Origin of the sequence: Alteromonas lipotrueae (genome assembly GCF_019249215.1) — a bacterium.
GTDB classification, from domain to species: Bacteria; Pseudomonadota; Gammaproteobacteria; order Enterobacterales; family Alteromonadaceae; genus Alteromonas; species Alteromonas lipotrueae.
In genome coordinates this window covers 186,411-211,548 of the sequence record NZ_JAESDI010000002.1, presented here as the reverse complement: position 1 = coordinate 211,548, position 25,138 = coordinate 186,411, and the positions used below count along the sequence as shown (strand labels likewise).

General features: G+C 42.7%; 20 protein-coding genes. 11 read left to right on the top strand and 9 right to left on the bottom strand.

Annotated features, from left to right (window positions below; genetic code table 11):
• Window positions 1–2: 2 nt before the first annotated feature.
• From JKP82_RS02685 to JKP82_RS02670, 4 genes are read left to right on the top strand one after another with little or no spacing between them, the layout of a single operon-like run.
• The gene (locus tag JKP82_RS02685) at window positions 3–1,499 is read left to right on the top strand and encodes a CehA/McbA family metallohydrolase domain-containing protein (protein ID WP_218395751.1); all 1,497 of its coding nucleotides are present in this window, start codon (window positions 3–5) and stop codon (window positions 1,497–1,499) included.
• The gene (locus tag JKP82_RS02680; protein WP_159528071.1) at window positions 1,489–2,016 is read left to right on the top strand and encodes a sigma-70 family RNA polymerase sigma factor; all 528 of its coding nucleotides are present in this window, start codon (window positions 1,489–1,491) and stop codon (window positions 2,014–2,016) included. Before JKP82_RS02685 ends, JKP82_RS02680 begins: the two co-directional genes overlap by 11 nt.
• A 3-nt stretch (window positions 2,017–2,019) precedes the next feature.
• Window positions 2,020–2,961 (top strand): FecR family protein, encoded by a 942-nt coding sequence (locus JKP82_RS02675; RefSeq protein WP_218395750.1) that lies wholly within the window; start codon window positions 2,020–2,022, stop codon window positions 2,959–2,961.
• A 6-nt stretch (window positions 2,962–2,967) separates the two neighbouring features.
• Window positions 2,968–5,925: a TonB-dependent receptor gene (locus JKP82_RS02670; RefSeq protein ID WP_218395748.1), complete on the top strand. Its 2,958-nt coding sequence runs from the start codon at window positions 2,968–2,970 to the stop codon at window positions 5,923–5,925.
• 488 nt (window positions 5,926–6,413) lie between these two features.
• Here JKP82_RS02670 and JKP82_RS02665 read toward each other — a convergent pair whose 3' ends face one another.
• The gene (locus JKP82_RS02665) at window positions 6,414–7,724 is read right to left on the bottom strand and encodes an MvaI/BcnI family restriction endonuclease (RefSeq protein WP_218395747.1); all 1,311 of its coding nucleotides are present in this window, start codon (window positions 7,722–7,724) and stop codon (window positions 6,414–6,416) included.
• Between the two features lie 79 nt (window positions 7,725–7,803).
• Entirely contained in the window at window positions 7,804–9,195 is a 1,392-nt protein-coding gene (dcm, locus tag JKP82_RS02660) for a DNA (cytosine-5-)-methyltransferase (RefSeq protein ID WP_218395745.1), read from the bottom strand.
• Between the two features lie 282 nt (window positions 9,196–9,477).
• Between dcm and JKP82_RS02655 the strand changes: the two genes are divergently transcribed.
• Window positions 9,478–10,335, top strand: coding sequence for a retroviral-like aspartic protease family protein (locus JKP82_RS02655; protein ID WP_218395744.1), 858 nt, complete (start codon window positions 9,478–9,480; stop codon window positions 10,333–10,335).
• A 114-nt stretch (window positions 10,336–10,449) separates the two neighbouring features.
• Here the strand turns inward: JKP82_RS02655 and JKP82_RS02650 are convergent, their stop codons facing one another.
• Window positions 10,450–11,265, bottom strand: a complete 816-nt coding sequence (locus JKP82_RS02650) for a hypothetical protein (RefSeq protein WP_218395742.1) — start codon at window positions 11,263–11,265, stop codon at window positions 10,450–10,452.
• A gap of 364 nt (window positions 11,266–11,629) precedes the next feature.
• Between JKP82_RS02650 and JKP82_RS02645 the strand changes: the two genes are divergently transcribed.
• Both JKP82_RS02645 and JKP82_RS02640 read left to right on the top strand, forming a co-directional pair.
• Window positions 11,630–11,803 (top strand): DUF2986 domain-containing protein, encoded by a 174-nt coding sequence (locus tag JKP82_RS02645; RefSeq protein ID WP_218395740.1) that lies wholly within the window; start codon window positions 11,630–11,632, stop codon window positions 11,801–11,803.
• A 131-nt stretch (window positions 11,804–11,934) separates the two neighbouring features.
• On the top strand, window positions 11,935–12,252 hold the full coding sequence (locus JKP82_RS02640; RefSeq protein WP_373996581.1) for a hypothetical protein: 318 nt from the start codon (window positions 11,935–11,937) through the stop codon (window positions 12,250–12,252).
• Between the two features lie 63 nt (window positions 12,253–12,315).
• On the opposite strand, the gene JKP82_RS02635 is transcribed toward JKP82_RS02640, so the two are convergent.
• Window positions 12,316–12,729, bottom strand: a complete 414-nt coding sequence (locus JKP82_RS02635) for a VOC family protein (RefSeq protein ID WP_218395738.1) — start codon at window positions 12,727–12,729, stop codon at window positions 12,316–12,318.
• Window positions 12,730–12,848: 119 nt separating this feature from the next.
• On the opposite strand from JKP82_RS02635, the gene JKP82_RS02630 reads away from it, so the two are divergent.
• Entirely contained in the window at window positions 12,849–13,544 is a 696-nt protein-coding gene (locus tag JKP82_RS02630; RefSeq protein ID WP_159528096.1) for a helix-turn-helix transcriptional regulator, read from the top strand.
• Between the two features lie 27 nt (window positions 13,545–13,571).
• Here the strand turns inward: JKP82_RS02630 and JKP82_RS02625 are convergent, their stop codons facing one another.
• The 3 genes from JKP82_RS02625 to JKP82_RS02615 form a co-directional block, all read right to left on the bottom strand.
• Entirely contained in the window at window positions 13,572–14,447 is an 876-nt protein-coding gene (locus tag JKP82_RS02625; RefSeq protein WP_218395737.1) for an alpha/beta fold hydrolase, read from the bottom strand.
• A 67-nt stretch (window positions 14,448–14,514) separates the two neighbouring features.
• Window positions 14,515–15,618 (bottom strand): NAD(P)-dependent alcohol dehydrogenase, encoded by a 1,104-nt coding sequence (locus tag JKP82_RS02620; RefSeq protein WP_159528100.1) that lies wholly within the window; start codon window positions 15,616–15,618, stop codon window positions 14,515–14,517.
• A 50-nt stretch (window positions 15,619–15,668) separates the two neighbouring features.
• Complete coding sequence (locus tag JKP82_RS02615) at window positions 15,669–17,132, bottom strand: benzaldehyde dehydrogenase (RefSeq protein WP_159528102.1); 1,464 nt, start codon at window positions 17,130–17,132, stop codon at window positions 15,669–15,671.
• A 487-nt stretch (window positions 17,133–17,619) separates the two neighbouring features.
• Between JKP82_RS02615 and JKP82_RS02610 the strand changes: the two genes are divergently transcribed.
• The gene (locus tag JKP82_RS02610) at window positions 17,620–20,061 is read left to right on the top strand and encodes a TonB-dependent receptor (RefSeq protein WP_218395736.1); all 2,442 of its coding nucleotides are present in this window, start codon (window positions 17,620–17,622) and stop codon (window positions 20,059–20,061) included.
• Between the two features lie 160 nt (window positions 20,062–20,221).
• The gene (locus tag JKP82_RS02605) at window positions 20,222–21,985 is read left to right on the top strand and encodes a sigma-54-dependent Fis family transcriptional regulator (RefSeq protein ID WP_159528106.1); all 1,764 of its coding nucleotides are present in this window, start codon (window positions 20,222–20,224) and stop codon (window positions 21,983–21,985) included.
• A gap of 10 nt (window positions 21,986–21,995) precedes the next feature.
• On the opposite strand, the gene JKP82_RS02600 is transcribed toward JKP82_RS02605, so the two are convergent.
• Both JKP82_RS02600 and JKP82_RS02595 read right to left on the bottom strand, forming a co-directional pair.
• Window positions 21,996–22,946, bottom strand: coding sequence for a PDR/VanB family oxidoreductase (locus JKP82_RS02600; protein ID WP_159528108.1), 951 nt, complete (start codon window positions 22,944–22,946; stop codon window positions 21,996–21,998).
• Complete coding sequence (locus tag JKP82_RS02595; protein WP_246604291.1) at window positions 22,943–24,007, bottom strand: aromatic ring-hydroxylating dioxygenase subunit alpha; 1,065 nt, start codon at window positions 24,005–24,007, stop codon at window positions 22,943–22,945. Before JKP82_RS02595 ends, JKP82_RS02600 begins: the two co-directional genes overlap by 4 nt.
• A gap of 277 nt (window positions 24,008–24,284) precedes the next feature.
• Here JKP82_RS02595 and JKP82_RS02590 point away from each other — a divergent pair, with 277 nt between their 5' ends.
• Window positions 24,285–24,980 (top strand): GntR family transcriptional regulator, encoded by a 696-nt coding sequence (locus JKP82_RS02590; RefSeq protein WP_159528112.1) that lies wholly within the window; start codon window positions 24,285–24,287, stop codon window positions 24,978–24,980.
• The last annotated feature ends 158 nt before the right edge of the window (window positions 24,981–25,138 follow it).

Below are 25,138 nucleotides of genomic sequence, written 5' to 3'. Positions count from 1 at the left end.
TAATGATAACGTTTACGAGCGGATTGCTTGTCTTATCAGCGTGTGTATCGGTAAACCAGCAACACAATGAAAGCCGTGCTTTTGTTCCTGAAGATGGAAAAACCTGGCTAGCCGGTGACCACCATATTCACGGTAAATATAGCGCACGATGGAACTGGAAGACTCAACCCCCTTCGCCGCTCTTATTTGGTGACGCCCATTATTTCACTGCATTGAACGCCAAAATGGCAGCATTTCATCAATTAGATTGGATGGTAACAACCGACCATGGTGGTCCAAATCACAGTGCAGTAAACCGAAATTCAGCGTACCCGGAACTGGTTGCCTCCAGAGCCGCCATTCCAGAAATTATGCAGTTTTATGGTATGGAGTTCGACACCCCAGGCGCGCGACACAGTACGCTGATTATTCCAAAAAGTGAGAAAGAAGCCGACCAACTTTTTGAGTTGGAAAGTCAGTACAACCGCAGAGAAATTTACCCTGACGAATCTCCCAGAGACACGCACGCTTCTATGCTTACCGCGTTAGAAGCTATGCAGAAGATGTCACCACAACCGCTATTGTCAGTGAATCACCCCGCGCGAAAGGCTACTGACTTGAATGTGTACCAAAAGGTTACACCGCAAAAAATGCGGGAGTGGCAGGATATTGCGCCAGACGTGGTCACCGGTATGACCGCGATTCCCGGGCATCAAGCTGCATCAATAAACCCAGACGGCACGAATAATCCGAGAGCGCCTCGCGCAGAGTATTTTGGCTATCCAACCCATGGCGGCACTGACCAAATGTCGGCCATTGTTGGAGGAGTTTGGGATAAATTAATGGCTGAAGGCAGAAAATGGACGGTCACCGCTGTTTCTGATAGCCATGCACATTATACCGAAGGACGTACAGATTTTTGGCCAGGAGAATACGCCAAAACGTATGTACGAGCGGCACGAGACTACGACAGCGTACTAGATGGTCTGCGCGAAGGAAATGTATTTATTGTTACCGGTGATTTGATAGACGAGCTGTATGTGAGTGTTGAACACGGAGCCAAGCGCGTTAACATCGGAGGTACGTTAGCTTTAGACGTCAATAATAAGGCGCCTATAACCGTTACTGTCGCGTTTCACGACCCGCAAGGTGCTAACTTCAATCGTCAATATCCGGCGGTTGAGCGATTAGATATAATCTATGGAGATGTGGTTGGCAAATACCCCCAAACAGAAAAAGCGCCTGTGAAGGTGATCCACCGTTTTTTTCAGCAAGATTGGGAAAGACAGGGAGCCTATAATGTTGTGCAATTTTCTTTGCCCGCACCTGACAACAATGCCTACGTACGAGTACGCGGGACCAACTTAAAAGAAGAATTGGAGCCAGAGGTTGATCCCAAAGGCGAAAATCCGTGGGATGATCTCTGGTTTTACAGCAATCCCGTATATCTACACCACCCCAATCATCACACTTCTCGTTACTGCAATGAATTTGTCACAGGCGAGTGCGATGATAAGTGACCATCATATTAATACAGCAGTATCGTCGTTAGACATGCCAGAAGAAACCCCCAGCTCTTCACTTCAAACGCTGATAAATTCAAAAGTCCTCAAGCAATACTTGCATAGGCATTCCGTTAACAGTGAAGAGGCGGCAGATCTTTATCAAGAGTCCATCGCTCGCGTTTTAGAGCAATCTAAAGCAACCGTTATTGATAACCCTCTCGCATACGCGTTTCGCGTAGCGAGAAATCTGCTTTCGAAACGCCAGCTTCTAGACACTGACAATGTTGATGAACAACAATGCTACCGACAAAATCCAGAGCTACACCTTGAAACACAACAACGAATCGAGCTCATTGCGCAAGTGATTAATGCGATGCCAGTCCAACGCCGGCGTGTTTTTGAAATGCGCCGTATTGAAGGCCAAAGCCGTCAAGCCATAGCGTCTAGCTTGAATATTTCGGCAGAAGCAGTAACAAAGCATATTTCGCGTGCAATGGCAGATATTCAACTGCATCTGGATAAAAGCAGGTAGATAATGACAAGCCAACAAGAAAAGACATACTTAGAGGCAGGTGAGTGGATAGACCGGCTCGCAGACGGAGATTTAGATGCGTTAAATAAACGTCGATTTATCCGTTGGTTAGATGAAAGAGAGCGACATCAAGAAGTGTTAGAAAGGATGATAGCAACTTGGGAAGACCCAGCAGTTCATGCTGCTTATTTAAACGCCCAAAAGTCGTCGAAAATCGCAAACCGAAGGCGTTCACTTGTGACATGGGGAAGTGCCATTGCTGCGTCATTACTTGTGATTGCGCTAGTATTTTCACGCTATCACGTCATAACCCCCTCAACCTCATCCCAATTAATTACTTCCGCGCACGAGGCACTAAGTGATGGTAGTGAGGTGCAACTACAACCCAAAAGTGAGCTAATCGTTCTATTTTCTGACGATACCCGCGCTTTGAACTTGAAAAAGGGGCAGGTGTATTTTGATGTGGCGAAAGACCGGGCTCGCCCGTTTGTAGTAAAGGCCGGGCTGTCTTCAGTGACGGCTGTTGGCACGGCGTTCAACATCGATAGGCAAGGGCAGCGTGTTGACGTGGTAGTACACGAGGGCATTGTAGAAGTTCGAGGTAAGGTCGATAGCGCGGCTGTATTGCTCAAGGCAGGCGAGAAAATAACAATTAATAGGGGAGTTGCAGAACCGGTGCAGCGTGTTAATTTGTCACAAGTGGTAGATTGGCGCACAGGCTGGATAGAAGTAGATGATGAATCTCTAACTTATTTGTTGGAACGATTGAACCGTTATTCAGATAAGCCTATTTTGATTATAGATAGCACTATTGGGAAACACCGGGTGGCTGGTCGCTTTAAACTAGAAGATACTACGCAAACGTTAGCGGTACTTAGTTCTCTCTATCAACTGGAGGTTGCTGATACTCGTTCAGGTTTCGAAATACGTCGACAAGTAAACTAAATTGGCATGATAAACCGAAGAAGCAAAAAGTCAGTGGTCATTGCGGGTCACGTTTTTTGGTTAATATCGGTCGGTTTATCGCCTGCTTGTTTTGCTGCTCAAGAAGGGTTAGCAGACAAAACGATCAATACTATTCCCTTATCACAGCTTGTCACTGAATTTAGTCGTGACGCCGGCGAAACCATTGCATTTGACCCCACCTTGCTTAAGGGGTTAACCATAACGCCTGCACAATGGCGCACGACTAACGCCAGTGATTTATCTTCACTACTGCAACCTTTTTCACTTTGTTTAGCGCCTGTTCAAAATGGCTGGGTTATTCATCGGTGCGACACACAACAAAACGAAAACACTAGCAAAACAACCCAAACAGAAAGCAATGCTATTACTCGTACTCACCCAACTGTTGAAATAGAAGTCACAGGATTTCGCCAATCTCTTATTCGTGCCAGAGAGATAAAGCGCCTTGCCATGGTCACTCAAGAATCGATTTTGTCAGAAGACATTACTGATTTCCCCGATTTGAATTTGGCTGATTCATTACAACGTATACCGGGCATTACTATCACCCGTGAAGGAGGCGAAGGGCGACAGATTTCACTTCGGGGACTAGGTCCTGACTTTACCCGCGTAAAGGTAAATGGTATGGAAGCGATGGCAATGACATCATCGGCGATGGACGCCAGAGGAAGTGTGAGTCGTACCCGAGCCTTCGATTTCACACTATTTGCATCAGAGATTTTTAATCGTATTGATGTAAGTAAATCGTATTCGGTGGAACAAGATGAAGGCGGTATTGGTGGCACAGTTATGTTGTATACGCCAAAACCCTTCGATTTTGTGGATGACATAAATACCTTTACCGTGAAACAAAGTTACAACGAAAACAGTAAACAGCTCGACCCAAGTATTATTGGGTTGGTCAGCCGACGAAATGATAAACTCGGAGGTCTTGTTTCCGCTGTGTACAGTCAGCGACACACTACTGAGTTTGGTACTAATACTACGCGGTGGCGACAGGAGAAAAAGCGTTACAGCGGAGAAGAAGATAGTGTGTTGCAGCACGAATTAGCACAAGGCGTATTCTGGTTTCCCAGAGGCCATCGATATTCTCTTTGGAATAATAATCAACGTCGATTAGGAGTAACAGCCTCACTGCAATACGCGCCAAATGATAAGTGGCAAGTTGCATTTAGCAGCATTGCCAGCCGTTTACATAATAGTCTTGATGAGCATCATATTGCAGTGAAAGACAATGACAATGTTACGCTACTAGCATGGGAACAAAATAAAAATGACAAAGAAATATTGTTTGCGAAATATACCGATGCAACATGGCGTATCGAAACTCGGGAAGATGAAAATACGTCAACGTTTTATCAATTGAGTATGGAAAGTCAGTGGCAGCCCACTTCTGCACTAAGCCTTAACGTTAGCCTTGGCAGCAGTGCCAGTGATTACTCGCAGCCTAAAGTAAATAAAGTCAACATTCGTAAAACTGGGGTGGATATTGTTACGGACTTTCGTGAAGACCGTTTTTACGGCGAGAGCTATTCTACTAATATGGATACGGCATCTCTAACCGGACTAACCGTGAAAGATCTTTACTTTCAGGAAAATGAAATACGTACTTCGTACAACAATGTGAAGGCATCACTTCGCTATTTATTTAGTAACGGTGATGCCGTGTCGGCGGGTGCACATTATAAATCCTTTGAAAACACAGGGATGGATCGCGCTAGAAGTGTGTACCCAGCTCTTGATGATAATACTCTGTCTAAAGCGCACTTATCTCTGTTCAGTCAGCACCCAGATAAAACATGGATGCAGGGCAACCTTAATGCTATTCAAACGCATTTTGACTTGGGTAACGTACAACTTACCGCCGAAGATACAGTAGATAGTTCCAACTTTAAGGTTAAAGAAAACACTCTCGCGCTCTACGCGATGTACGATAGCGTAGGACATTGGCTGGGTAAGCCTCTTTATACGCAAGGGGGAATTCGGTATTTCAATACGCAGTTTACGTCTTCAGGTATTCAAAAGGGATTGCCGTCAGCCGTCACCAAAACTTATGACGATGTGCTTTTTAGCGTTAATACAGTACTTGAACTCAACGACAATTGGTTATGGCGTGCCAGCGTAGATGAGAATATCACGCGCCCGTCTATTCAAGATTTGGCTATTACCGCCGAGGTGTCGCAAGCATCCCGGAATGAGGGCGACATTGGGCAAGTATTTTTAGGAAATCCTTATTTAAAGCCCCTAAAGTCATTGAATGTAGAAACCGGTGTTGAGTGGTATTTCGAAGACGGCGGTATTATGGCTCTCTCTAGCTTCTTCAAGCAGATAAATAATTTCGTAGTGGAAGATGTTGAAGCTATACCGTATCGCGAACTGGGACTCCCCGCTAGCTTGCTACAAGATGGGGATAGTGTCGATGATGTTTTTTATGTCAGTACACCCGAGAATACCGATACAACCACATTTAAAGGTTTTGAAATTACTTATTCCCGTGATTTAGCATTTCTTCCTTCCCCTTTTGATCTTCTTGGGGTTAATACCAACTTTACTTACGCCGAGGGACAAACCCTTTACCGAGATGTACAAGGAACGGGAGAAAATCAGGTTAAAACGTTCGCGGGGCTGTCTAGACGTAGTTATAATTTTACGGTGTATTACGAGCAATCGCATTGGTCGGCCCGCGTGTCAGCTGTCTATCGCAGTCCTTATATATTATCAGTCCAGCCGGGAAACACAGACCAAGACGAATCAGGCTATCATGCAACAACTTACATTGATGCATCGGCGAGCATGCAACTTAGTCAATCATTAAGAGTGACGATAGAAGGTCTAAATTTAACTGATGTTAGAGAGGAGCTATACAGCGATTCAAACGACCGAGCTTATAATACTACATTGAGTGGGCGTACTTTTTTAATAGGGTTTTCATTAGAGATTTAACCACGAAATAAAGTAAGTAAAGATACATAAATATTAATTAAAGTGCAGAGTTCTGCATTTGGAAGCCGGTACACGTTGCAGTGGTTCAAAACGCCCAGCATCAAAGTTGCGAATAGATTTTTGGTTTACTTTGCCATGCTGATCGTAGGTCATGAAACGCTAGCTTATGCAAAGAATTTGCAAAGAAAATAAAAAACTAATTAAAACAATTAATTAAACTCTTGGATTACATTGAAAATCCGCGTGTCCCTGCAGTTGCACCGCGCGTTACAATCCCGGGTCGAGGCACCATTATTCAAGCCCTTGCAGAAATGCGAGGGCTTTTTTGTTTTTAGCTCCAATACAATTTTGCAAATCAAACCATTTACTCCAAAACTTCAACTTACGGCAAAATTACAAGCACAGCATATTGAAGCAAAGCCGATGAGCTTTCTATTTTTGGTGCATATCGTGGATGTCTATGAACCATCTTGTTATGAAATATAGATTTATAATTGAGAATCGTTAATATGCTCAAATAATCTTTCTAGATCTTTCCATTTTATTCGTAGCTGATTTCGCTTTTTAGGTTTCCACTTTGATTTGATAAACTTCAAATTAACGCCGGGATCATAATAAATAGCTTTATCAAAAATACTATTGAGAAAATTCTGCAAAGTTGCTCCTTCAGCCAACCGAATTTCTGGGCCAAATAGATACTCTGGAACCGATTTTTTGATTTTAGTAACGCTTACAAAGCAAGTTTTCGAATGTTTGTTTTTCCAGTGATCGATTAGCTTTTCGAATCCCCAACCTGCGGCTATCGATCCACGTGTATCCACTAAATGTAAGCCGCCATTTGGATCTATAATCTTTGATGTTTTACGATCAAACCCAACTAATTGAAGAGTTAAGCAGGTTTTAGGATTTTCTTCTCCATGTTTATGAATTCCAGTAAAGTCCATACGTACCTGTTCTTTTACTTTGCCATAAGTTCTTACGAACAACTCCAATGAATCAAGATAAGTCCCACAATTGGGCTCAGGTGTCATCAACGTAACTACGTTGCCAGAATGTGATTTAAGCTCCCAATCCTCGAAATCGGGATCAGGGGAGCCATTAGGTGTTATTCCGAACAAGGCTTCTAAAGTGTAGCCAGCGCCATTTTGTGCTTTGTATTGAATCCTCTTTCCGTCTTTATTTAACCGATGTGATTGTACAGCTCCCATTTCATATATTTCTTTTAATCGAGCTATTAGCTTGGCTTTTGAATCAGTTCTTTGAACACTAAGTTCATAAAAAACTGAGGTAATTTGTTGTGTTTCTTCATGGCATATTAGATCAGTAGCTTGATTACTCAAGTTGGACTTCCACGCGCTCACATATGCAAACACTTGGTCTTTCTTGATTCCGAGAAACAAGTATCTCTTACTATTTTCTCTTGCTTTGCGTTCGTCTGGCGTAGAGGGCTTCATTAAATGGCTGGGTGCCAATGTACAATTTTTAAGGAATCCAGATAAACGAACTTCAGGGTATTTAGGGTAGAGTATGAATTGAGTACCTTTTGCCTGTTCAGGCGATTCGTCTGGTGCTATCCATGAAAAGTTAAGGGGAGACTTGAATATAGGCCCCTTAGAGCTAATGCCATCACTACGTGTTTCACCACTAGGTATTAATTGAATAACATCAAAGTTACCGCCAAAGTATATTTGTTGCTTCGAATTGTCATTGTTAGAAAGAGCTTTGAAAACTACTTTGGTGCAACCTAAGTCTGCAAAAGCAGCTTTTATTTCTAATAAATTTTGAAATTCTGTAGTCATCAACCCACTTCAATATCCATATAATTTAAATCAACTATATGATCTTATTATATTAAATGAAATGGGTTGTTCTGTGAAACTAAGCTACGTTTACAATTTTTTCATTGTGATTTGACAAGGCAATTGCTTCTTCAATAAGTGGTGCCATTAAATCTGCAATTGCAGAAAATACTGGCACAACAACTGAGTTACCAAATTGTTTATATGCTTGAGTATCTGATACTGGAATAACAAATTCATTTCCGTCAGGACTGTCGAAGCCCATCAATCTTGCACATTCTCTTGGAGTAAGTCTTCTCGGTCTCCGAATTTGATTGCTTTCATCCCAGAAATTTTTCTCGCCAAGTTCCTGATCCCACCCTCTGTCTAGCAGTATTTCTGAACCATCTTTATGATAGCGAGCTGACAATGTTCTACAAACAGCATCAGGATTTTGAGGATTTACCAACCCGAAGCCAAACCCGTTACCTTTGGCTTTATGTTTTTTGGAATATTCGTAAAGATACTCCCAAAGCTTAGGTGTTAGCGTGTATTTGGACTCACGTTCTTCATCTAGGTTTTCAAGTAAATCTGCTAGTGTTGGCTTCTTCGGTGGAAATTTTATAATACTCAAACTTAGGCGCTGAGTTAGGCCAAGGTCTTTTCTAAATCCCACCAAGGCTATTCGCTCACGATGTTGTGGCAAAAACCGACCACCATCTATTATTCTTGGATCTTTTGCACCGGTACCTTGAAAGTCTTGATCGCAAACATCGTAACCTAGCTCATCTAAAGCTTTGAGAATGACCTTAAATGTTTTACCTTTGTCGTGACTTTTTAAATTCTTTACGTTTTCCAATAAGAACGCTTTAGGCTGCGTTGCTCTTATTATTCTGCAAACATCAAAAAATAGAGTTCCTTGTGCTTCATCTTCGAAGCCATGGCTTCTACCCAAAGAATTCTTCTTTGAAACGCCGGCGAGTGAGAAAGGTTGGCAAGGAAAGCCAGCTAATAAAACATCATATTCGGGGATAGTTTGTCGAATGTGCTGGTCAGCAGTTTCTTCAGGAATATCTTCATTCTCGGAAAGGGTTACTTCTCGAATATCTTCGTTGAAAATATGTTCTTGAGGGTCTGAATAGTGGTTTGCCTTATAGGTTCTTACTGCAAACTTGTTCCATTCACTAGTAAATACGCATTTGCCTCCAACTTCTTCAAATCCTTTTCTAATACCGCCTATGCCAGCAAATAAATCAATAAAGCGAAAATTGGGATTATCATAATGAGATGGCCTTCTAGGAAACAAGCCCTCTAAAAAAAAGATTTCTTTCTCGTTAAATGTTTTGTCACTTTTGCCTTTTAGTACGCGATTTATCGTCTCCCTACACCAATTGTTGTCTGTGATAGGATTAAGTTTTTCAGCTATTTGCTTTTGGTCATAAATTTCTAAAAGGCTGCTTAAAAGATTTTTCGTTTGAGCTTTTTTGTCCATAGATAATACCTTTTCACTTTTTGGAGAGTTTATCACTCGTTTGACCCAGAGTAAAATGATTGGCTGTTTAAATATACAGCTTTCTTAAAACAGAGAGTATTGAATCTACAGAATGTTATCTACTGATCTTAGATATAGGATCTATATCGTCATGTGCTTCCAACCCTGCGTGTGCGCTATAAAAGACCTTTACAGCATAATTACGCAACTAAAATCGAATGTTCTTTATTCCTATGATAAATTAAATATCAATATCTTAGCGGCAGCATTGAAGGGAATTTTATGGTGCGATATCTCCTACTGTCTTTTCTATTTCTATCTTTTAAATCATTCAGCGCAGTCACAGTATGGACTGATTTCATACTAGACAATGGGCATATCTTTTTACCAGTTTCGATTGAGGGCATTGAGTCTAGGGCTATGTTGGACTCTGGGGCTCAAATCAATAGTATTAACCGAGCATTTGTCGGCAAGCACAACCTCAGTTTAGATTCAGCACGTTCGGTCAATATTAAGGGCGTTTATGGGGTAGAGAAAAGACGTGCTTATAACAATGTGAAAGTGGATATTTTCGGCACCGAGTTTGAACTAGACTCTGTGGTTGAAACCACTTTAGGACATCACTCTAATGGCATGTTGTTAGGAGCAGGCTTTTTCAAAAACTTTATAGTGCAGCTTGATTATTCACGTAGCAAAATACGCCTGATCACAAGAGATGCTGTTGATATGGGGGAAATAGCAAACGTAAAGGCTGTTTCCCAAAAGGGGAGTGGAATGCCAATCGCTGAAATTCATATCAACGGGGTTGCACTGTGGTTACGTATAGATACCGGAAATGCAGGAACGATTTTAATTGACCGTCGCTCTGCATCAAGAGCAGGATTACTTGAGCAGGTTGAGGGAGCTACCACATCGTTTGGCGCAAATAGCTCAGGTGTGAACGAATTTGCTACTTCAAAAGTGGTGAAATTCGGCCCTTATGAAATCAGCGACGTAAAAGTAAGTTTTCCAGCAGCAGGACAAAAAACGCATTTAGAAAGCCAATATGAAAGCACTGGAAGCCGTATACGTGGAAAGCGTGTGGTGGGGCTAATCGGTTATGACTTATTAAAAGACTTCATTGTTACCTTAGATTATTAGCTTGGTAAACTTCACATAGCCTTGCCTGAATCAGAATGAATAGTAGTAAGGTATTCGCTGTCTCACCAAAGGCGAGAGTTTTAGTTGGAGCGCGCCCTTGCGCTTTAGAGAGTATTACGGCCCTGAATTAAGTTCTGATTTAGCATCAAGCACTAATTGATTAACCTCTTTAATTCTATCACTGGGTGACATAGAAGTAGTCGTGTTTTGCTCTGATGATGAGCCCAATGACGAAGACGATTTTATAGCACTAGCATTTTGCTGAGGTTGAAACATACTACTGCTAGATTGGCGAATGGAAGAAAAGAAGCTTTCGTATACCTTATCAAGCTGCTTATTGTAATCAGTCCAACCTTCCATCCCTACACGGAATTCTAGATTTGATTGCGCATACTCGTACAACGCATTTATATTTGTACTATCCCACTGCTGTTCAGGTGGCAAAGCCACATCGGGATCAACACCGTTTATCCCAAACCCATATACCATAGAAAACATGCTTAGCTCTAACTGTGCTTTCTCTCCCCCATCCATTCCTTCTGTTGCTTTTTCCCATGAGGCTTTTACATGAGCGGTGGCATTTACGGGGGGGAAATGAATAGTTCTACCTATACCAATTTCAACAATGCCATCATTGTTTAAGTCGACTAAGTCAGAGCCATCTGGCTGGCTTAATAGATTTTGGGCACCTTCTTGACTAAGAGAGTCCACATCAATATTTGCTGCAAGGCTATTGGCTTTTTTGACTAATTGCAGTTCGTCGGATGACAGTGATTTCAAAAATTCTTTCGACGTAGTCGTTTGCTCATTTGCTTGGCGAAGAATGTCGCCGAAGCCAGATATTTCGTCTTCGGTTAAAGAGCGAACCTGAAGTTTATTTAATGAGGACTGACTAAATCCTGTATCGGATTGGGTAATACTATCAAGCATAAGTCTCTCCGTTCTAAATGAGTACATCTAAGGAAGCTACATGGGAATCCGCTTTGCGAGGGCAGAGTAACAAGTTATCAAACTATAAAGCGGCAACAAACCACCTCTTTTCCCTAAGGGGCGGAATAATCTCACCTATTTTTCAGCTGGCGATAGCCTAGTTTCAGTAATTGGTAGCAACAGTCTAATAAATAATCAAGAAGTATGCCCAAACCAATTTTGGTTGTGTTAAGGGCTGTTGTTGCTGAAACTCTATAGTCCTTATTATTTAGTAAACCGTGCTCGTAAATGTGTGTATGGCAGCTTGAGTCGTGAACACTGTATAATATGAAGAGTCAGTAAGATTGTTTAGGAGAAAAAGGGTATGAACCGTCGTAAAAAAATCATTAAAAAACTCCAGAAAAAAGATAAAAAAGCGAACGCTAAAATTCATAAGAGTAATAAGCCGGTTTATGTTTCTAAAGCCGAGCGAGAAAAGCTAGCTGAGCAAGCAAATAGCGAAGATCAAAATACTCAGCCTGAAGACGAACAAAAGTAACCTTCCAAACTCCCTCTCAATTCAAAATGTAACAATTGTTGAAACACAACCTTTTCAGTGTGAAGCAAACGAGCGCCTTTTGTATTTTGAATAATTAAATATTTAAACGGTTCTTTCCTTGAAAAAAACGAGTGTTCATTAGTGCGGTTTACACACTATCCAGCACGTTTTCCTATGCCCAAGCGCAAGTGGCTGACGATACTACTTCTGCCGAAACAGCCTCTGTTGAAGAAATATCGGTAATAGGTGCTGCAACAAACATAAGCATTGCTGCTGAAGACATTGGGCAATACCAAGTTAATGATCTCGCAGATATATTTGGCTACTCGCCTTCAATTAGTGTTGGTGGTCGAGTAGAAGCGAGCTACTTATCTAATGACGATCCACGTTATAGCGGTAGCCTTTACGGCAAGCTAAGTGATACTTTGGGCATTCTTAATTTCCCTTAATCAAAATAGCGCAGCAGAAACTGCGCCATAGTGACCAAGCTTCTTCAACATCTAAAATACTATTTATAGAATACGCTTACCCGATACAGATTCTTCTACCATGCAAAACGCGTTCAGTTTATTCCCATCTAGGTCTCGAAAATAACCTGTATAGAAGCCTGAATCTGCCTCTTGAGGGCGAAAACCGGGTGTACCTTCGTCTGTACCTCCTAATTCAATGGCTTTGTTATAGAAGGCCTTAACCTGTTCTGGGGTTTCTAATGCGATGGCAACCATAGTGCCATTTCCCACCGTGGCTGGTTCTTTGTTAAAGGGTAGTGAGACTGCAAGTGAAGCGTCGTTTTGTGAACGTGACCACGCAATAAAGTAGTTGGGTTCTTCCATAAACCGTGTAGCACCTATTGTGCCTAGTAAAGCGTCGTAGTACATACCTGATTTCGCTAAGTCGGCAGTTCCAATTGTTACGTATCCAATCATGTCTTTCTCCTAAGTGATTAAGTGTCGCAACTACATAGTAGCCATTGACTACTGACAGTTAATGTCAGTAGTGTTTATCTAAAATAACGCCACTCACTCATTAGGTTACATAGCGTCTTATGCGTAAAGCCGACAGATTAAACGACATCGTTCATCATTTAAGAAGAATGCATCAGGCTGTAACTGCGCAAACCTTAGCAGACACGTTTGAAGTCAGTCTTCGTACTGTTTACAGAGATATTCAAGACTTGATTGACTCCGGTGTTCCTATTTTCGGTGAGGCCGGAGTGGGGTATGTAATTGATAAAAAGTACCACCTTCCCCCCATTATGTTTGACGCTGACGAACTAGAAGCAATTGCTTTGGGAATAGGCATGGTGAGTAACTGGACAGATGAAAAGTTTGCTCAAAAAGCACAAAGCGCGTATCGAAAAATACAGGCTACACTGCCCGCAGCTTTAATTAATGAACTTCATCAAATTAGTACTTTTTCAGCGCCGAGCCGCTACAAGATACCTTGGCAGGTGAATTTTACTGACGTCAGGGAGTGCATAAGACGTAAGCAATTTGTGCAATTTCACTATCTGGACCTTAATGACAAAAAGACTGTTCGCGTAATACGTCCTTTAGCACTTATTTCATTTAGCCCAATTTGGCTGTTGGCTGGTTGGTGTGAGCTTCGCGGCGCATTTAGAAGTTTTCGGCTCGACCGAATATCTGAATTTTCAGTACTCGATCGCAGGTATAAAGACGAGAAAGATAAAAGCTTAGGGGCTTACCTAAAAACGGTTCAAGGAGGTAGTGGTGAGAGCTAACTCAATCGCTACCGCTCGATAAAAGTATTAACCGCTATTGTATGAGAAAACCGCGGCGAGAATCATTTCGTTTATCTCAATAGGTTTCTCTGCTTGAGGGGTGTGCCCGCACTCTCTCAATATATTTATGTTCGCGTTAGTATTCCAGTTATAAATTTGTTCTGTTTGATGCACAGGTAATACACGGTCATATTCGCCGTGAACTCCCCATATAGGGCAGGTAATTAATTCTATAATGTGTTTACTTTGGTTAACCAAATCCTTGCGTTGCCCCAAGATTGAATTAATGCATCTAACACCCTTTAAAAATCCTAATTGGGCCCTTGTGCTGAAGCTATTGCGCTTAATCGCTGACAATATGCTTTCACTAATATTTTGTGGTTGGTGAAAAATGGTATTAATTTGATTTGTATATGCCGTCTCTCCGGCTTTGGTGATGATTCGACCTATTCCAGGAAGTGTCATTAATCGAAAAGGGATTGGGGTATCTTTACCCAGCGTTGCGCAATTGAGTAGTCCGATACTTTTCACTTTGTCTCTACGTTGGGCGAGCATTCGCAGTGACACGGCGCCCCCCATGGAATTACCGATTAAATGCACTTCTGAAATAGCCAACTTATCTATCAACTTCCATGCAATACCGGCATATTCGTCAAGCGTTAAACGTTGTAAACACGGACCAGACAAGCCATGACTAGGGTAATCCCATGCAATAATTCTGAGGTTATTGGGTCGCTTCTTAAACTGTTCATGCCAAATTTCAACGCTACTGCCCACGCCGCCACAACAAAATAGAACAGGTCCATTTCCCTCCGAATCCCAGTACCGAATAGCTATATTATCGACATTGGCGTAGGCATCACGTGTTGAAACACCTTCAATCACAGTCATATTAGTCCCCATAATCATTCCCTAAGCGAGCTCATATCGAACTCGCTCGTTGGTTAAAAAATATTGCTAATTGGTTTTTTCAAACTAACCATTCAACGACTGGTTTAATGGCTGCTCCACTTTTGGTGTCTTCAATGGCTTGATTGATTTCAGTGTATGGGTAGAAGCGAATAAGTTTGTCGAATGGAAATTTTCCATTTTGAAACCATTGAATCATTTCTGGGATAAAGGCGTCAGATTTAGCTTCACCCTCGACAATGCCGAAAAGTTTTCTACCCCCACTCATGAAATGTGTTTCGTTTAACGTAATTTCAGCATCGGGCCCAGATGCGCCCAAAATACCGCATACGCCTCGTGGCGCGAGAGTCTCAATAGCTTGTCGAATAACCGCAGGAATTCCCGTAGTATCAAGGGCGTAGTTCACACCAGTTGTGGTTATATTCATAATATTACTGACCACATTTGCATTGTTGGCATTCAGGACGTGTGTTGCGCCCAATTCTTCTGCTTTTTCTAATCGAGATACGTGCATATCTACGGCAATGATGGTTTTTGCTCCACGTATTTTTGCCGCCATAATTGCTGAGAGTCCCACCGATCCAGCCCCGAAAATAACGATTGATTTACCGGCTTGAACATCCAAGCTGTTAACGATGGCGCCAGCGCCAGTTTGCACACCACATGCCAAGGGGCCTAACAATTTGAGCGGTAACGTTTTTGGCACTTTTACGGCATTCGCTTCATGGCAAATGGCATGTGAAGCAAACGAAGATTGTCCAAAGAAGTGACTATGAACGGGGTTTTTCCCATCGCTTAGCGCAACAGAGCCGTCATCTCGGGTTGCAAAAAAGTTTTTTGGAAAGAACTCGAAACAGTAGCTGCGCGCCTCATCTTTACAACTTTCACAATGGCCGCAGCTGTCAAATGTGATGACAATATGATCGCCAGGTACGACTTTTTTTACCGCACTTCCGACAGCTCTAACGATCCCCGCACCTTCATGGCCTAACACCACCGGAAGTGGCGTAGGAAGCATGCCGTCTCTAACTACTAAGTCGGTATGACAAATGCCAGTTGCGACCAATTCTACAAGTACTTCGTTGTCTCTGGGCGAATCAATTTCTAACTCTTCAATACTCAGTGGTGCTGAGTGTTCTCGAGCAACAGCCGCTATAATTTTCATGCAAACTCCTATACTGGGTGTGTTAGATGTACACCTACACTAAATATCGACTAAAACAGCTTTGGCGTAGCCTCACTTTTCATCGTCATCCATTGCCAATGTGTGTACAGCGCCCAATCTGCAGGGCCGCACACGGAAGAGCCGTTTCCAGACGCACGTGTGCCGCCGAATGGGTTGATGCATTCATCGTTCACCGTCTGATCGTTAATATGAAGTAGCCCCACATGTAGCTGCTCTCCTATTGCCATTGCTCTAGAGAGATTGGGTGAAAGCACACTACCTGCCAAGCCGTAGTCGCCCATGTTTGCAAGCGCAACTGCCTGCTCATCGGTAGAAAAGGTGACAATATTCACTACAGGGCCAAAAATTTCTTCCTCGAAGCAACGCATTCCAGGCTTAACGTTAGACAAAACTGTTGGGGTGTAAAACAGCCCATCACTTTCACCTCCGGTGAGGAGGACAGCGCCGGCATCAATAGAATCATTCACAATGCTTTCAACCCGCGATAGCTGGCGCTGGTTAATTAAAGGCCCGATTGATGCGCCCTTTGTAGGATTACCAATGGGTAACTGATTGGCACGCTGAACAATCTTTTGTGATAATTTTTCAGCAATAGATTCGTGAACGAGTATTCGACCTGACGCCATACATATTTGGCCTTGATGAAGATAAGCACCCCAGGCAATGTTACTGGCAGCAATATCTAAATCCGCATCTTCCAATACAATTAGCGCGCTGTTACCGCCAAGTTCAAGCGATACTTTTTTGAGGTTTCGGCCACAAACCTCACCAATTTTACGACCTGCATCGGTAGAGCCAGTAAATGCAACCACCCCAATTTCAGGGGCTTCACAAACGGCACTACCCGCTTCTACAAAGCCAGGCATTACGTGGTACAACCCTTTGGGCAACCCCGCTTCTTCTAATGCAGCCGCTAATATTAGCCCACCCGATAATGGCGTTTGGGGATCGGGTTTTGATATCACCGCATTGCCTGTTGCTAAGGCCGGAGCGACACTTCTTGTACTTAGCACCATAGGAAAGTTAAAAGGAGAAATAACCCCTACAACCCCAATAGGAAGCTGCTTAGCAATAGACATTCTCCCTTGCGGATCGGGTAATGTAACGCCATTTGGTTGCATTGCCATTCCTGCCGCAAGCTGCAGTATGGTGATGGTTTCCTTAATTTCGTGTTGGCCTTTAAATATAGCGCCGCCTGTTTCCTTCGCGACAATTTCACTAAAGGCATCGAAGTGAGTTTTTAAAAACGACGCGGCATTTAATAATATGTCAGATTTTTCGCGAGGAGACATTTTTGCCCATTGGGCTTGTGCACTGGCGGCTTGGCGTGCTGCATGGGCTACATCTTGAGCAGAGGCGCAACCTACTCGTGCGAGTACTGTCTGTGTCGCTGGCTCAATCACATCGATAGTGCCGAGTTCACCTTTGACCCAATCCCCATTAAAGAATGTGCCGTCCCAAGGGCTATTTTCCAGCCAATTCGAAATATTCATGTTTTCGTTACCTGATTGTTCAGTTTGAAAAGAATGAACTATTCTTTTCAAACCTCATGCCAATAATTAACGAAAAAAGCACAACTGCTTAACAATAAAGGCCTGCGTACGCATATTTTTCTTAAACCAATGCCCATGCGTAATACGAATATGAAATTTGCGATCAAATGGTTGATCAAATGAAAAGAATTCAATTTTTGAGTTGCTCAAATGAGCAAAACTTGAAGCAAAGTCCAGTCGCTTAAGGCTTTATTATCAAAATTATCTGTGATTACAGATTCATAATTCTCTATTTGTCATTGTTTTGTGAAGTTTTTGTTTATTTGGTTAAGTTGATTTTAGCGATATCAATGCGATTTGTTTTATTCTTATTTATATTCAGAGGCTTACCTTTATTATTTTTTATGGCACTTTGTTTGCATTCCAGCCAAAACAATCGGTTGTATGTTAACTAGATGTAAAAATAATAATTATTGAGGAGTTTGGCGTGGAACTTAAGCAAATAAATAGAACGCAAATACTGGTGCCCAGTATGCTTGCTAGTATGATCAGTATTTCAACAGGGGTTTATGCTCAACAGAGTGCAGAAACAAACCCTCCGCCTGATGTCAGCGAATTAGAAACCATCAGTGTTACTGCTCAAAAACGTGTTGAAAACGTTCAAGAGGTGCCAATTACTATTTCAGCTATTTCGGCAAATGGTATTCGTGATAATGACATTGGTAACATTACTGAAGTATCAGCCTATATTCCAAATGTAGAGATGGACGCCACATCACCATTTGCGGGGTCTTCTTCAGTACTAAGTGCATTCATCCGAGGAATTGGTCAGAATGATTTCGCTTTCAACCTTGAGCCTGGCGTAGGGCTTTATATTGATGGCGTTTACTATGCTAGAACATTGGGGGCGGTGGCAGATACATTAAACTTGGAACGCATTGAGGTATTAAAAGGGCCTCAAGGGACCTTGTTTGGCCGAAATTCAATTGGTGGTGCATTAAGTATTGTGACAAGTAATCCAAGTGAAACGTTTGGTTTTAAAGCAGAAGCGACCACGGGGAGTTTCAATCGACAAGATGTGCGTATATCGGCAGATTTACCATTATCTGATGACTTGCTTACACAAGTTTCTTTTTCTTCGAAGCGACGTGATGGTTACCAACAACGCGTTCGTTTTCCTGGCAGCGAGAATTTTGTTAACGATATTGGTAAATTTAATACGGTTAAAAACCAAACTTCAAACGGCGATAAAGCGGGGCAAGAAAATAGTATAAATGGTCGATTTAAGGCGTTATATACTCCAAGTGACGATGTCAGTATTACCTTTTCCGCCGACTTCACCGAAACTGACGAGACCGCTGCACCATCAAGTTTAGTGGCGGTTAATACCGAAGCCAGTTTGGCATCGCTTTATAATACATGCATTAGTTTAGATGTAGCGACACTCGATAGCATTGGACTTGCTGCTGCCTGTGGTGTCCGCGGAACGGTGGGCACTTCATTTGCTGGTGCAAATGCTGACGATAACCCTAACAACAATCGCCTTCCCATTGATGATCGCTACATTACCGGCGACCCTGACTTAAGCTATGCTGCCGGCAGCAATTTTTCAGAACTATCGGCGTGGGGGAGCTCGCTTACTGTAGATTGGGAATTAGAGAATGATATGGCAATAAAGTCTATCTCTGCATATCGTGAGCTTGAATCTAGTTTTGGTGTGGATAACTCTGGCGGTCCATTTATCATGGTAGACACCTCCTTTTTTATGGAGCAGGAGCAATTCTCCCAAGAGCTTCAATTAACAGGAACGTCTCTTGAAGAACGCTTAGATTGGGTAACCGGTTTGTATTACTTCACCGAAGAAGGTTCGCTTCTCGACACGCCGATTTTTGCTGGAGGCTTAGTACAGGTATATGGGCCAAACGACCTGAAAAACGACGCGATTGCAGCCTTCGCCCATATGAATTACAAAATTAGCAGTAAGTGGGGTGCAACGTTTGGTATCCGCTATACAAAAGAAGATAAAGAATTTGAAGGGCAACAAAAAGAGCTAAACATGTTTGGTATTAAAGTCGGTTTTCCGTCTGCGCTGTATCCCGACCAGTCTGATTTAACCCGAGTGTACCCAGTGGGGAAAAACACACTTTCTTTTTCTGATACTTCCATACATGTAGGGGCGCAATACCATATTGCAGACGATGTCATGACTTATGCATCTTACTCGCAAGGCTTTAAATCTGGTGGCTGGACTAGTCGACTAACATTACCTGAACCCAATAATACGCCGCCTACTTTCGAGCCTGAGGAAGCAGATAGTTATGAGCTTGGTATCAAGTCGCGTTTTTGGGGTGGGAGTGCCCAAGTTAATGCCGCTTTGTTCTATACGACTTATGAAAACATTCAGGTAACGGTAAACCGTGGTTTATCGCCCTTTTTTGAGAATGCGGCGGAAGGTGAAATTTCTGGGGCCGAAGTGGAAGGGCAGTTCTTACTCTCTGAGAATCTATATTTAAATACAAGCGCTGGCTATATTGACGCTAAGTACACAGATTTGAAGGAAGGGGCGCTTTTAGATTTAGACGATAAATTTGTTAATACACCCGAATATTCAGCAAGTGTAGGGTTTAGGTATCATATACCGCAAAATGCTGGATCTGAATGGGTCTTACTAGGTGATTGGGCCTACCGTTCAGAAACGGCGAATATATCTGAAAACACCCCTGGTACAAATCAGCCGGCGTATCATATGTTTAATGCCTCTGTGAAATACTTGTCTGCCGATGGGGACTGGGAAGTTGCGCTTAGGGGAGAAAACTTAACTGATAAGCGCGTCATTGTTACAGGCTTCCAAAACATTGATGTTGGTACTACGCAGGTGGTCTATAACGCCCCTCGCATGTGGTCACTTTCGTTGGGATTGCGCTACTAGCAATGAAGGCTCGCCGTACTTTTTTGGTATCGCGAGCCTGTCTAACAAAGACTGTATGACCCTAGGTATCCAATGGTATAAGTCCGGCACATTTAAGTGTCTGTTTTATTTAATTGATGTTAGCGTAATGTAAGCATTCTTCTTTAATCAAATATAGCGTATGAGCAAAAAGACTCCTCCTTCTAATCCTCGCGTCACCCTTGCCGATATTGTCAACTTGAAGTCTGACGAGGGGGCTAAGGGGAGTTTTAGCCAAATTAAAGATCAAAGTAGTCCTACACTTAAAGAATTAACCGAATGTTTGTCGTTTTCTCCTGGCGATGGCCGTATATGGATGAACGACCAACGTATGTTGCTGTTACATGGTTCGTCTTTTGGGTTAATGCGGCAGCAAATAATTGATTCGATTGGTTATGATAGTGCTAGGCGCTTGTTCATGCGTGTTGGCTATAAGTCCGGGGCACGCGATGCAAACTTGGTAAGGCAGAAATGGCCCGATGCTGAGCCTGCCTCTATTTTTGCTGCAGGCACCCAACTTCACTCGTTAGAGGGCGCGGTTCAAGTTGAGCCTATTCATTTTGAATTTGATAAAGATAAAGGTACCTATACCGGAGAGTTTTATTGGCACAATAGCTGTGAAGCAGAGCAACATATTAAGTCCCATGGGGTAAGCACCCAACCTGTCTGTTGGATGGAAGTAGGTTATGCCATTGGGTATGTGAGCTGCTTGCTTAGCACGCTAGTAATATTTCGTGAATCTGAGTGCCTAGGTATGGGGCATTCACAATGTAAGTTAGTGGGCAAAAATGCAAATCAGTGGCCTGAAGGCGAGCGAGAACTCGACTTCTTAAGTGAGATTAATGTTGATAAAGCAATAACGAAAAACGCAGATGTCGATGTTATTCCGCCGCTAGAGCCAAAGAATGAAAGCAAAATAATCGGTGTTTCATCCGCTTTTCTTTCGGCGGTTCAAGCATTAGATAAAGTGGCAAAAACCGATGCTACCGTATTGCTAACCGGCGAATCTGGGGTTGGGAAGGAGCTTTTTGCAAGTAGCTTACATCAAAAAAGTAAGCGAAGAGAAAAGCCTTTTGTTGCGTTCAACTGCGCAGCTATTCCCGATAACCTTTTGGAGTCTGAATTGTTCGGCGTTGAAAAAGGGGCTTATACTGGCGCTAGCCATAGCAGAGCAGGACGGTTTGAAAGAGCCAATGGTGGTACCTTGTTCCTCGACGAACTTGGTACCCTGAGTATGGCAGGTCAGAGCAAGTTATTACGAGCGTTACAAGAAAAGGAAATTGAGCGTGTTGGCGGAAATCACCCCATTAACGTCGATGTGCGTGTTGTGGCTGCCACCAACATGCAATTGCTCGATGCGGTTAAAAATGGAGAGTTCAGGGAAGACTTATATTTTAGGTTAAATGTATTTCCTATCACTTTACCGCCATTGCGCGACCGAAGAGACGATATTCCTCTGTTACTCGATTATTTCTTTCATAAGTTTTGCCATTTACATGAAAAGCATATTCCTGGCATTACTACCAAAGCGTCGCGAGCGCTTTTAAGTTATGACTTTCCTGGGAATATTCGAGAGCTTCAGAATATTGTAGAGCGTGGGGTTATATGGACAGAAGATAATGAACCTATCGATCTTCACCACATGTTTCACAATGAGTCATTACCAGAGCCCTTGCTGTATTCTGTAAATGAATCAGGAGAGCTTTCCAGTGAAAATCAAACGCCAGCATTTTTGCTCGAAGAACTTGATGCTATGAAGCAAAAAAACTTTTCACTGGACGAACTAGAGAGAACGCTACTTTTTGAAGCGGTTGAATTGGAAAGTGGAAATCTTTCTGCGGCGGCAAGACGATTAGGGATAAGTAGAGCCCAACTCGCCTATCGCCTAAAGAAATTTGAAACGTAAAAGGAGATTTTCATATATCCAGTACGAGGCGCTTGCTTCTGGCTCTTGAGCAACAGGGAGTAATATGTTTCATACTGGCTTTCTCTTCATCACTTAGATACACATCTCTGTGGTCTGCTTCACCTTCGACTAAACCAATGACACACGTGCCACAAATACCTTCTTCGCAGGAAACGGGTATAAAGATATCATTGTCTTCTAACGTCGATAGTATACTTTCATCTTGTGATACTGTGTATATTGCACCGCTACTGACAAGTTGAACTTCAAATTCATGATCTGCTGATGTTTCATGATGCATGGCGGCGAAATACTCTGTATGAAGCTGAGGTTCTGGCAAACCTATTCGCTTACCGTTAGCCATAACATCGTCGATGAATCTTGATGGCCCACATACGTATACATGGCTCTCATGAGTGATGTGTTTAAAACAGGTTGGAATATCCAGTCTCTTACCTTCATGTTCCTGTGTAAAGTGTACGTGCAGTGCGTCGGTCGGCATTGTGACTTGTAATTGGTGTAAAAACGCAGCTTCAGAAGGTGTACGTGCACAGTAATACAAGACCGTGCTGCGTCCCTCATTCATACAACGTTCAATCATAGGAATAATAGGTGTAATACCAATTCCAGCAGCGAAAAACACACAAGGGTTTATCTGGCTATTTAAGGGAAAAAGGTTTTTAGGCTCACTTATCTGCAATTCGCTGTTTAAGTTCAGTTTGTCGTGAACAAATGACGAACCACCTCGGCTCATAGGGTCTCTTAATACAGCAATTTCATAATGACTCGCATTTAACGCTCCGCATAACGAATATGACCGATTAATGTCGGGCGTTAACTGCAGCTGGATATGTGCACCCGGCTCCCACCGTGGAAGCGTACTGCCATCCATTGGTTCTAATACCAAATGACACACATTTTCAGCTACCATTGTTTTAGCTTTAACTACCACCGTTATCATTGCGCTAAATCTCCAGTAAGATGTAGTTCAGCTTCTTTTTTTATCGCCCGTTCAATCATTCGGCGTGCTTGAACGCCACCAGCATCAATATCTAGTTTCAGGATCCGCTTGTCTTTATACTTGTCTAGATTGAGCTGCTGACGTTCTAGAATCTCTTGATCTTCAGTGAAAATTTTACCCTGCCCATCACGAATACTTTTAGTGAGTTCTGGATCGTCTACCTTGAAATTTCGTGCCATTCCCCAGAAGTACCAAATGGAACTATCGGTTTCTGGTGTAATAAAATCGACCACCCAACTTCCCACTTTGGTATTCTCTGGTGCGTCGTAGCCACCTTTGCCTGCATAGGCAACACCCACTTCAATCATGACGTGGCTGGGTAAATCGAAGCGGCAAATTTGCCAGCGGTCAATAGGTCCATCATCCTGTAAATTATTGGCGCGCAAGGCGGCTTGCCAGAAAGGCGGGGCGCTTATATTTTCCATGTGCCTACTGGTGACCACTTGACCTTTTTCAACCGTGGTTTGTACAGGAACTTCATCGATTTCTTTTTGGCCAATACTGGATGCGTGTACGTAGGTTTCGTGGGTGAGATCCATAAGATTATCTATCATCAATCGATAGTCACACTGGATGTGAAATAGTCCTCCCCCGTAGGCCCAATCAGGATTATCAGCCCATTGTAGATTGGGTAGTTTTTCTTCAGCGGCTTTTTGTGGATCACCAGGCCAAATCCAAATAAAGCCAAACTTTTCTACTACTGGGAAAGAGCGAATACAGGGAAATTTGTCCACCCGCTGCTTGGGCATAGAATGCGTGTTTCCGCTCCCGGCCATTTGTAAGCCGTGGTAGCCGCAAACTAAGTTCCCGTTGACAACTTTCCCAAGTGAGAGTGGTGCGCCTCTATGGGGACAAAAATCTTCAACCGCTTGGATCTTGCCGTCGGCATTCCGAAAAAATGCAATGTCGAAATTACAGACTTTTCGACCTAAAGGTTCGTCGTTACTAACGTCTTCTGAAACCGCTGCGACATACCAAGCATTTAAGATAAATGTAGCCATATATTTCACGCTCAACTTTTTAGTTTTTTCAAAATTGGATCCAATAATAGCCAGGTGGTCAGGATCATACAAGCAAATATCTCAATTTTGGATCCAATAATGTCTGTGTGGGAATACATGAAAAACTTAAGTATTTGGAATATAGGTATTTAGACGATGTTGCTTATTTTGAAAAAAGTAGTCTATCGTCACGAATAGGCTAATATTGGATCCAATTGAATACTTTACGTTGTAGTATTCGTTACATTGCTATCTAACCTATAACCGGAGAGCGTCGTTGAATAAAGAAAGGCATGCGGTATTAAGCATACTTCGAGACAAGATTTTGTCGGGCAACATTGAGGCCGGACAGAGGATAACCGAAATTTCAACTGCTGAGGAATTAGGGGTTTCCCGCACTCCGATCAGAATTGCTTTTCGGGCACTAGAGAATGAAGGTTTACTAATTAAGCTGCCTCGAAGAGGCTACAAAGTGAGGAAAATTACGAAAGAAGAAATTATTGGGTCGGTTGAGGTGAGGGGCGTACTTGAAGGGCTAGCTGCCAGATTGGCAGCTGAACGAGGGCTTAGTGAATCAACCATTGCCAATCTTGAAGAATGCCTACAGATTGGCGATAGCATTTTCGATAAAGGCTATATCGATGAAATGGATATTCAGAAATACGTAGAGATGAATAGCATGTTTCATGCCTCTATAATTGAAGCCAGTAAAAATGCATCGATTGAGGAAGCGCTAAAACTTAATGAGCATTTACCGATGTCATCCGTTAATTCATTGGTGTTCAATCCAGAGGAAACAGAGCGTGAATTTCAGCGCCTATACTACGCTCATATGCAACACTACGCCGTCGCAGAGGCGCTTTTGTCTGGGCAAGGGGCAAGAGCCGAAGCATTGATGAAAGAACATGCCCATGCGGCATTGCACAACTTCGAACGCCTTAATCGAGCGGCGACTAAACGCATTTTCGTTTAGCTCGGCAATCATGCAGGTAAGCTTCCTTAATTACTTTAATTGCTGCGTCCGGTATCATTCCAACCTATGAGTATAGTCGATTTACAACGACGAAAATGTAACAAATGTAAAAACACTACCCTTTCCTGAGAAAGTAAATGAGAATGTTTCTTATTTAG

Bases quoted from the DNA above. Each gene is read 5' to 3' on its own strand.
- JKP82_RS02685 (WP_218395751.1), top strand. From the start codon at position 3: ATGATAACGTTTACGAGCGGATTGCTTGTCTTATCAGCGTGTGTATCG.
- JKP82_RS02680 (WP_159528071.1), top strand. From the start codon at position 1,489: ATGATAAGTGACCATCATATTAATACAGCAGTATCGTCGTTAGACATG.
- JKP82_RS02675 (WP_218395750.1), top strand. From the start codon at position 2,020: ATGACAAGCCAACAAGAAAAGACATACTTAGAGGCAGGTGAGTGGATA.
- JKP82_RS02670 (WP_218395748.1), top strand. From the start codon at position 2,968: ATGATAAACCGAAGAAGCAAAAAGTCAGTGGTCATTGCGGGTCACGTT.
- JKP82_RS02665 (WP_218395747.1), bottom strand. From the start codon at position 7,724: ATGACTACAGAATTTCAAAATTTATTAGAAATAAAAGCTGCTTTTGCA.
- dcm (WP_218395745.1), bottom strand. From the start codon at position 9,195: ATGGACAAAAAAGCTCAAACGAAAAATCTTTTAAGCAGCCTTTTAGAA.
- JKP82_RS02655 (WP_218395744.1), top strand. From the start codon at position 9,478: ATGGTGCGATATCTCCTACTGTCTTTTCTATTTCTATCTTTTAAATCA.
- JKP82_RS02650 (WP_218395742.1), bottom strand. From the start codon at position 11,265: ATGCTTGATAGTATTACCCAATCCGATACAGGATTTAGTCAGTCCTCA.
- JKP82_RS02645 (WP_218395740.1), top strand. From the start codon at position 11,630: ATGAACCGTCGTAAAAAAATCATTAAAAAACTCCAGAAAAAAGATAAA.
- JKP82_RS02635 (WP_218395738.1), bottom strand. From the start codon at position 12,729: ATGATTGGATACGTAACAATTGGAACTGCCGACTTAGCGAAATCAGGT.
- JKP82_RS02630 (WP_159528096.1), top strand. From the start codon at position 12,849: ATGCGTAAAGCCGACAGATTAAACGACATCGTTCATCATTTAAGAAGA.
- JKP82_RS02625 (WP_218395737.1), bottom strand. From the start codon at position 14,447: ATGGGGACTAATATGACTGTGATTGAAGGTGTTTCAACACGTGATGCC.
- JKP82_RS02620 (WP_159528100.1), bottom strand. From the start codon at position 15,618: ATGAAAATTATAGCGGCTGTTGCTCGAGAACACTCAGCACCACTGAGT.
- JKP82_RS02615 (WP_159528102.1), bottom strand. From the start codon at position 17,132: ATGAATATTTCGAATTGGCTGGAAAATAGCCCTTGGGACGGCACATTC.
- JKP82_RS02605 (WP_159528106.1), top strand. From the start codon at position 20,222: ATGAGCAAAAAGACTCCTCCTTCTAATCCTCGCGTCACCCTTGCCGAT.
- JKP82_RS02600 (WP_159528108.1), bottom strand. From the start codon at position 22,946: ATGATAACGGTGGTAGTTAAAGCTAAAACAATGGTAGCTGAAAATGTG.
- JKP82_RS02595 (WP_246604291.1), bottom strand. From the start codon at position 24,007: ATGGCTACATTTATCTTAAATGCTTGGTATGTCGCAGCGGTTTCAGAA.